The 6,593-nt window shown below is 51.5% G+C and carries 7 protein-coding genes; 6 read left to right on the top strand and 1 reads right to left on the bottom strand.

Annotation, left to right across the window (positions count from 1 at the left end; genetic code table 11):
* Positions 1-209: 209 nt before the first annotated feature.
* Positions 210-785, bottom strand: a complete 576-nt coding sequence (gene gmhB, locus ACUU1I_RS03530) for a D-glycero-beta-D-manno-heptose 1,7-bisphosphate 7-phosphatase (RefSeq protein ID WP_001140187.1) — start codon at positions 783-785, stop codon at positions 210-212.
* A gap of 187 nt (positions 786-972) precedes the next feature.
* Here gmhB and metN point away from each other — a divergent pair, with 187 nt between their 5' ends.
* The 6 genes from metN (at position 973) to proS (ending at position 6,560) form a co-directional block, all read left to right on the top strand.
* A complete protein-coding gene (metN, locus tag ACUU1I_RS03525; protein WP_000593997.1) occupies positions 973-2,004 on the top strand; it encodes a methionine ABC transporter ATP-binding protein MetN in 1,032 nt (343 codons plus the stop codon).
* The gene (locus tag ACUU1I_RS03520) at positions 1,997-2,650 is read left to right on the top strand and encodes a methionine ABC transporter permease MetI (RefSeq protein WP_001294600.1); all 654 of its coding nucleotides are present in this window, start codon (positions 1,997-1,999) and stop codon (positions 2,648-2,650) included. Before metN ends, ACUU1I_RS03520 begins: the two co-directional genes overlap by 8 nt.
* 39 nt (positions 2,651-2,689) lie before the next feature.
* Positions 2,690-3,505: a methionine ABC transporter substrate-binding lipoprotein MetQ gene (gene metQ, locus ACUU1I_RS03515; protein WP_000874224.1), complete on the top strand. Its 816-nt coding sequence runs from the start codon at positions 2,690-2,692 to the stop codon at positions 3,503-3,505.
* 117 nt (positions 3,506-3,622) lie between these two features.
* Complete coding sequence (gene rcsF, locus ACUU1I_RS03510) at positions 3,623-4,027, top strand: Rcs stress response system protein RcsF (RefSeq protein WP_001202325.1); 405 nt, start codon at positions 3,623-3,625, stop codon at positions 4,025-4,027.
* Complete coding sequence (gene tsaA, locus ACUU1I_RS03505; RefSeq protein ID WP_000094029.1) at positions 4,024-4,731, top strand: tRNA (N6-threonylcarbamoyladenosine(37)-N6)-methyltransferase TrmO; 708 nt, start codon at positions 4,024-4,026, stop codon at positions 4,729-4,731. The genes rcsF and tsaA overlap by 4 nt, the downstream gene beginning before the upstream one ends.
* Before the next feature lie 110 nt (positions 4,732-4,841).
* The gene (proS, locus tag ACUU1I_RS03500; RefSeq protein WP_001260712.1) at positions 4,842-6,560 is read left to right on the top strand and encodes a proline--tRNA ligase; all 1,719 of its coding nucleotides are present in this window, start codon (positions 4,842-4,844) and stop codon (positions 6,558-6,560) included.
* The last annotated feature ends 33 nt before the right edge of the window (positions 6,561-6,593 follow it).

Genomic DNA, 6,593 nt, shown 5'->3' with positions numbered 1-6,593 from the left:
AGCTTTCAGCTCACTGTCGCGAGGTGGCGTATATCACACTTTCCTCTTTCAGAGTCACCCCTGAATTTCAGGATTTTTTCTCTTCAACCGAACCGGCTGTTTGTGTGAAGTGATTCACATCCGCCGTGTCGATGGAGGCGCATTATAGGGAGTCGGCTCAGGAAGACAAGCGGAAAAATGCATTTTTATTTCAACCGTTCATCTTTTAATCATTGCGCCGGTTTTTGCTGCTTTTTTATCGCTTGCGGCAGGTCTGCCAGGCTATTTAACACCCAATCTGCCGCGTTTTCTGCTTCAGGTGTAATAGGTTTACCCGTACGCACCAGCACTTTTGTTCCCACGTTCGCCGCAACCGCTGCCTGCATATCTTCTAATTTATCGCCCACCATATAAGAAGCGGCCATATCAATATGCAAATAATCGCGTGCTGACAAAAGCATCCCCGGATGTGGTTTGCGGCAATCGCAGACCTGGCGAAACTCTTCAACACTCCCCTGCGGATGATGCGGGCAATAATAGATACCATCCAGATCGACATCTCGGTCCGCCAGCGACCAGTCCATCCACTCGGTCAGCGTTTCAAACTGTGCTTCGGTAAATTTACCGCGAGCAATGCCAGACTGGTTGGTTACTACCACCAGCGCAAAGCCCATTTTTTTTAGCTCGCGCATGGCGTCAATAACACCGTCGATAAATTCAAAGTTGTCGATCTCATGGACATAGCCGTGATCGACATTAATGGTGCCATCACGGTCAAGAAAAATTGCGGGTACGCTCTTCGCCACCTTTTATAGCTCCTTAATAAGGCATGGGACGCTAGTATCGCATGTTTCGACCTGCAAGAAAGTGCTCTTCGCATAAACCTGATTGATTTAGACGTCTGGATGCCTTAACATCCATTTCATTGACGGCGTTGCCCGTTTCAGGCATTCGAGATGCTACGACTAACTTAATGACGATAATAAATAATCAATGATAAAACTTTCGAATATCACCAAAGTGTTCCACCAGGGCACCCGCACCATCCAGGCGTTGAACAACGTCAGCCTGCATGTGCCAGCTGGACAAATTTATGGCGTTATCGGTGCCTCAGGCGCGGGTAAGAGTACGCTTATACGTTGTGTAAACCTGCTGGAGCGCCCAACCGAGGGTAGCGTGCTGGTCGATGGCCAGGAATTGACCACGCTGTCAGAATCCGAGTTGACCAAAGCTCGCCGCCAGATTGGTATGATTTTCCAGCATTTTAACCTGCTCTCTTCGCGTACTGTTTTTGGCAACGTGGCTCTGCCGCTGGAGCTGGACAACACACCGAAAGACGAGATCAAACGTCGCGTGACGGAATTGCTGTCATTGGTTGGTCTTGGCGATAAGCATGATAGCTACCCGTCGAATCTTTCCGGTGGGCAGAAACAACGTGTGGCGATTGCCCGTGCATTAGCCAGCAATCCCAAAGTATTGCTGTGTGATGAAGCCACCAGCGCGCTGGACCCGGCAACGACACGTTCTATTCTCGAACTGCTGAAAGACATTAACCGCCGTCTGGGTTTGACGATTCTGTTGATCACCCACGAAATGGACGTTGTGAAGCGTATTTGTGATTGCGTGGCGGTCATCAGCAATGGCGAACTGATCGAGCAGGACACGGTAAGTGAAGTGTTCTCGCATCCGAAAACGCCGCTGGCGCAGAAGTTTATTCAGTCGACCCTGCATCTGGATATCCCGGAAGATTACCAGGAACGTCTGCAAACGGAGCCATTTACTGACTGCGTGCCGATGCTGCGTCTGGAGTTTACCGGTCAATCGGTCGATGCCCCACTGCTTTCTGAAACCGCGCGTCGTTTCAACGTCAACAACAACATTATTAGCGCGCAGATGGACTACGCCGGTGGCGTTAAATTCGGCATCATGCTGACTGAAATGCACGGCACACAACAAGATACGCAAGCCGCCATTGCCTGGCTGCAGGAACACCATGTAAAAGTAGAGGTACTGGGTTATGTCTGAGCCGATGATGTGGCTGCTGGTTCGTGGCGTATGGGAAACGCTGGCAATGACCTTCGTATCCGGATTTTTTGGGTTTGTGATTGGTCTGCCGGTTGGCGTTCTGCTTTATGTCACGCGTCCGGGGCAAATTATTGCTAACGCGAAGCTGTATCGTACCGTTTCTGCGATTGTGAACATTTTCCGTTCCATCCCGTTCATTATCTTGCTGGTATGGATGATTCCGTTTACCCGCGTTATTGTCGGTACATCGATTGGTTTGCAGGCAGCAATTGTTCCGTTAACCGTTGGTGCAGCACCGTTTATTGCCCGTATGGTCGAGAACGCTCTGCTGGAGATCCCAACCGGGTTAATTGAAGCTTCCCGCGCAATGGGTGCCACGCCAATGCAGATCGTCCGTAAAGTGCTGTTACCGGAAGCGTTGCCGGGTCTGGTGAATGCGGCAACTATCACCCTGATTACCCTGGTCGGTTATTCCGCGATGGGTGGTGCAGTCGGTGCCGGTGGTTTAGGTCAGATTGGCTATCAGTATGGCTACATCGGCTACAACGCGACGGTGATGAATACGGTACTGGTATTGCTGGTCATTCTGGTTTATTTAATTCAGTTCGCAGGCGACCGCATCGTCCGGGCTGTCACTCGCAAGTAACGTTCAACACAACATAAATAATTGAAGAAGGAATAAGGTATGGCGTTCAAATTCAAAACCTTTGCGGCAGTGGGAGCCCTGATTGGATCACTGGCACTGGTAGGCTGCGGTCAGGATGAAAAAGATCCAAACCACATTAAAGTCGGCGTGATTGTTGGTGCCGAACAGCAGGTAGCAGAAGTCGCGCAGAAAGTTGCGAAAGACAAATATGGCCTGGACGTTGAGCTGGTAACCTTCAACGACTATGTTCTGCCAAACGAAGCATTGAGCAAAGGCGATATCGACGCCAACGCCTTCCAGCATAAACCGTACCTTGATCAGCAACTGAAAGATCGTGGCTACAAACTGGTCGCAGTAGGCAACACTTTTGTTTATCCGATTGCTGGTTACTCCAAGAAAATCAAATCACTGGATGAACTGCAGGATGGTTCGCAGGTTGCCGTGCCAAACGATCCAACTAATCTTGGTCGTTCACTGCTGCTGCTGCAAAAAGTGGGCTTGATCAAACTGAAAGATGGCGTTGGCCTGCTGCCGACAGTTCTTGATGTTGTTGAGAACCCAAAAAATCTGAAAATTGTTGAACTGGAAGCACCGCAACTGCCGCGTTCTCTGGACGACGCGCAAATCGCTCTGGCAGTTATCAATACCACCTATGCCAGCCAGATTGGCCTGACTCCGGCGAAAGACGGTATCTTTGTCGAAGATAAAGACTCCCCATACGTAAACCTGATCGTAACGCGTGAAGATAACAAAGACGCCGAGAACGTGAAGAAATTCGTCCAGGCTTATCAGTCTGATGAAGTTTACGAAGCAGCAAACAAAGTGTTTAACGGCGGCGCTGTTAAAGGCTGGTAATTTTTAGGCTGTTTCCACAATTTGTAATATCATTCAGGACGGGCGCTTGCCCGTCTTGTCATTTTTACAAGCTCCTGATTCAATATTGACGTTTTGATCATACATTGAGGAAATACTATGCGTGCTTTACCGATCTGTTTAGTAGCACTCATGCTAAGCGGCTGTTCCATGTTAAGCAGATCCCCTGTCGAACCCGTTCAAAGCACTGCACCCCAGCCGAAAGCGGAGCCTGCAAAACCGAAAGCGCCGCGCGCCACGCCGGTCCGAATTTATACCAATGCAGAAGAATTAGTCGGCAAACCGTTCCGCGATCTCGGTGAAGTCAGTGGCGACTCTTGCCAGGCCTCTAATCAGGACTCTCCGCCGAGCATTCCAACCGCACGTAAGCAGATGCAAATCAATGCCTCTAAAATGAAAGCCAATGCTGTATTACTGCATAGCTGCGAAGTCACCAGCGGTACGCCGGGCTGCTATCGTCAGGCTGTATGTATCGGCTCTGCGCTTAACATTACGGCGAAATGAGCAGTTTCCAGTTCGAGCAAATAGGCGTTATTCGCTCGCCCTATAAAGAAAAATTCGCCGTTCCGCGCCAGCCAGGTCTGGTAAAAAGCGCCAACGGCGAACTGCATCTCATTGCTTCCTACAACCAGGCCGACGCCGTTCGCGGCCTGGAAGCATTCAGCCATTTATGGATCCTTTTCGTCTTTCATCAAACGATGGAAGGCGGCTGGCGTCCGACTGTGCGTCCACCGCGCCTCGGCGGTAACGCCAGAATGGGGGTTTTCGCAACACGCTCTACTTTCCGCCCTAACCCAATTGGCATGTCGCTGGTAGAGCTGAAAGAGGTTGTTTGCCATAAAGACAGCGTGATTCTGAAGCTCGGCAGTCTGGATCTGGTCGATGGTACGCCGGTAGTGGATATCAAACCGTATCTCCCCTTTGCCGAATCGCTTCCCGATGCCAGTGCCAGCTATGCGCAAAGTGCGCCAGCTGCAGAGATGGCGGTGAGTTTTACCGCAGAGGTCGAAAAGCAGCTTTTGACGCTGGAGAAGCGTTATCCGCAGTTAACGCTGTTTATCCGCGAAGTACTGGCGCAGGACCCGCGCCCGGCCTATCGTAAAGGTGAGGAAACGGGCAAAACCTATGCCGTCTGGCTACATGATTTTAACGTTCGCTGGCGCGTCACCGACGCAGGTTTTGAAGTCTTTGCGCTGGAACCGCGTTAAATTCACGCCCTTCTCTTTTGACATTTCTTTTGCACTGGTAAACTAAATCACTTTTTTTGTCCCAGGCTCGCCTTGAGCCTGTTCTACCTTCCAACTGGAACCGTAACAACATGCGTACTAGCCAATACCTGCTCTCCACTCTCAAGGAGACACCTGCCGACGCCGAGGTGATCAGCCATCAGCTGATGCTGCGCGCCGGGATGATCCGCAAGCTGGCCTCCGGGTTATATACCTGGCTGCCGACCGGCGTGCGCGTTCTGAAAAAAGTCGAAAACATCGTGCGTGAAGAGATGAACAACGCCGGTGCGATCGAGGTGTCGATGCCGGTGGTTCAGCCAGCCGATTTGTGGCAAGAGAGTGGTCGTTGGGAACAGTACGGTCCGGAACTGCTGCGTTTTGTTGACCGTGGCGAGCGTCCGTTCGTACTCGGCCCAACTCATGAAGAAGTTATCACTGACCTGATTCGTAACGAGCTTAGCTCTTACAAACAGCTGCCGCTGAACTTCTATCAGATCCAGACCAAGTTCCGCGACGAAGTGCGTCCGCGTTTCGGCGTCATGCGTTCCCGCGAATTCCTGATGAAAGATGCTTACTCTTTCCATACTTCTCAGGAATCCCTGCAGGAAACCTACGATGCAATGTATGCGGCCTACAGCAAAATCTTCAGCCGCATGGGGCTGGATTTCCGCGCCGTACAGGCCGACACCGGTTCTATCGGCGGCAGCGCCTCTCACGAATTCCAGGTGCTGGCGCAGAGCGGTGAAGACGATGTGGTCTTCTCCGACACCTCTGACTATGCAGCGAACATTGAACTGGCAGAAGCTATCGCGCCGAAAGAACCGCGCGCTGCTGCTACCCAGGAAATGACGCTGGTTGATACGCCGAACGCGAAAACCATCGCGGAACTGGTTGAACAGTTCAATCTGCCGATTGAGAAAACGGTTAAGACTCTGCTGGTTAAAGCGGTTGAAGGCAGTAGCTTCCCGCTGGTTGCGCTGCTGGTGCGCGGTGATCACGAGCTGAACGAAGTTAAAGCAGAAAAACTGCCGCAGGTTGCAAGCCCGCTGACTTTCGCGACCGAAGAAGAAATTCGTGCTGTGGTTAAAGCCGGTCCGGGTTCACTGGGTCCGGTAAACATGCCGATTCCGGTGGTGATTGACCGTACCGTTGCGGCGATGAGTGATTTCGCTGCTGGTGCTAACATCGATGGTAAACACTACTTCGGTATCAACTGGGATCGCGATGTCGCTACCCCGGAAGTTGCAGATATCCGTAACGTGGTGGCTGGCGATCCAAGCCCGGATGGCCAGGGTACGCTGCTGATCAAACGTGGTATCGAAGTTGGTCACATCTTCCAGCTGGGTACCAAGTACTCCGAAGCACTGAAAGCCTCCGTACAGGGTGAAGATGGCCGTAACCAAATCCTGACGATGGGTTGCTACGGTATCGGGGTAACGCGTGTGGTAGCTGCGGCGATTGAGCAGAACTACGACGAACGCGGCATCGTATGGCCTGACGCTATCGCGCCGTTCCAGGTGGCGATTCTGCCGATGAACATGCACAAATCCTTCCGCGTACAAGAGCTTGCTGAGAAACTGTACAGCGAACTGCGTGCACAAGGTATCGAAGTGCTGCTGGATGACCGCAAAGAGCGTCCGGGCGTGATGTTTGCTGATATGGAACTGATCGGTATTCCGCACACTATTGTGCTGGGCGACCGTAACCTCGACAACGACGATATCGAATATAAATATCGTCGCAACGGCGAGAAACAGTTAATTAAGACTGGTGACATCGTCGAATATCTGGTGAAACAGATTAAAGGCTGATGCCAGAAAGGGTCCTGAATTTCAGGGCCCTTT

This window comes from Shigella sp. SIG3, assembly GCF_053555855.1.
This window is presented reverse-complemented; position numbering and strand designations above follow the sequence as displayed.

Coding starts and splice junctions, on each gene's coding strand:
- metN (WP_000593997.1), top strand. CDS start 973: ATGATAAAACTTTCGAATATCACCAAAGTGTTCCACCAGGGCACCCGC.
- tsaA (WP_000094029.1), top strand. CDS start 4,024: ATGAGCAGTTTCCAGTTCGAGCAAATAGGCGTTATTCGCTCGCCCTAT.
- rcsF (WP_001202325.1), top strand. CDS start 3,623: ATGCGTGCTTTACCGATCTGTTTAGTAGCACTCATGCTAAGCGGCTGT.
- metQ (WP_000874224.1), top strand. CDS start 2,690: ATGGCGTTCAAATTCAAAACCTTTGCGGCAGTGGGAGCCCTGATTGGA.
- ACUU1I_RS03520 (WP_001294600.1), top strand. CDS start 1,997: ATGTCTGAGCCGATGATGTGGCTGCTGGTTCGTGGCGTATGGGAAACG.
- proS (WP_001260712.1), top strand. CDS start 4,842: ATGCGTACTAGCCAATACCTGCTCTCCACTCTCAAGGAGACACCTGCC.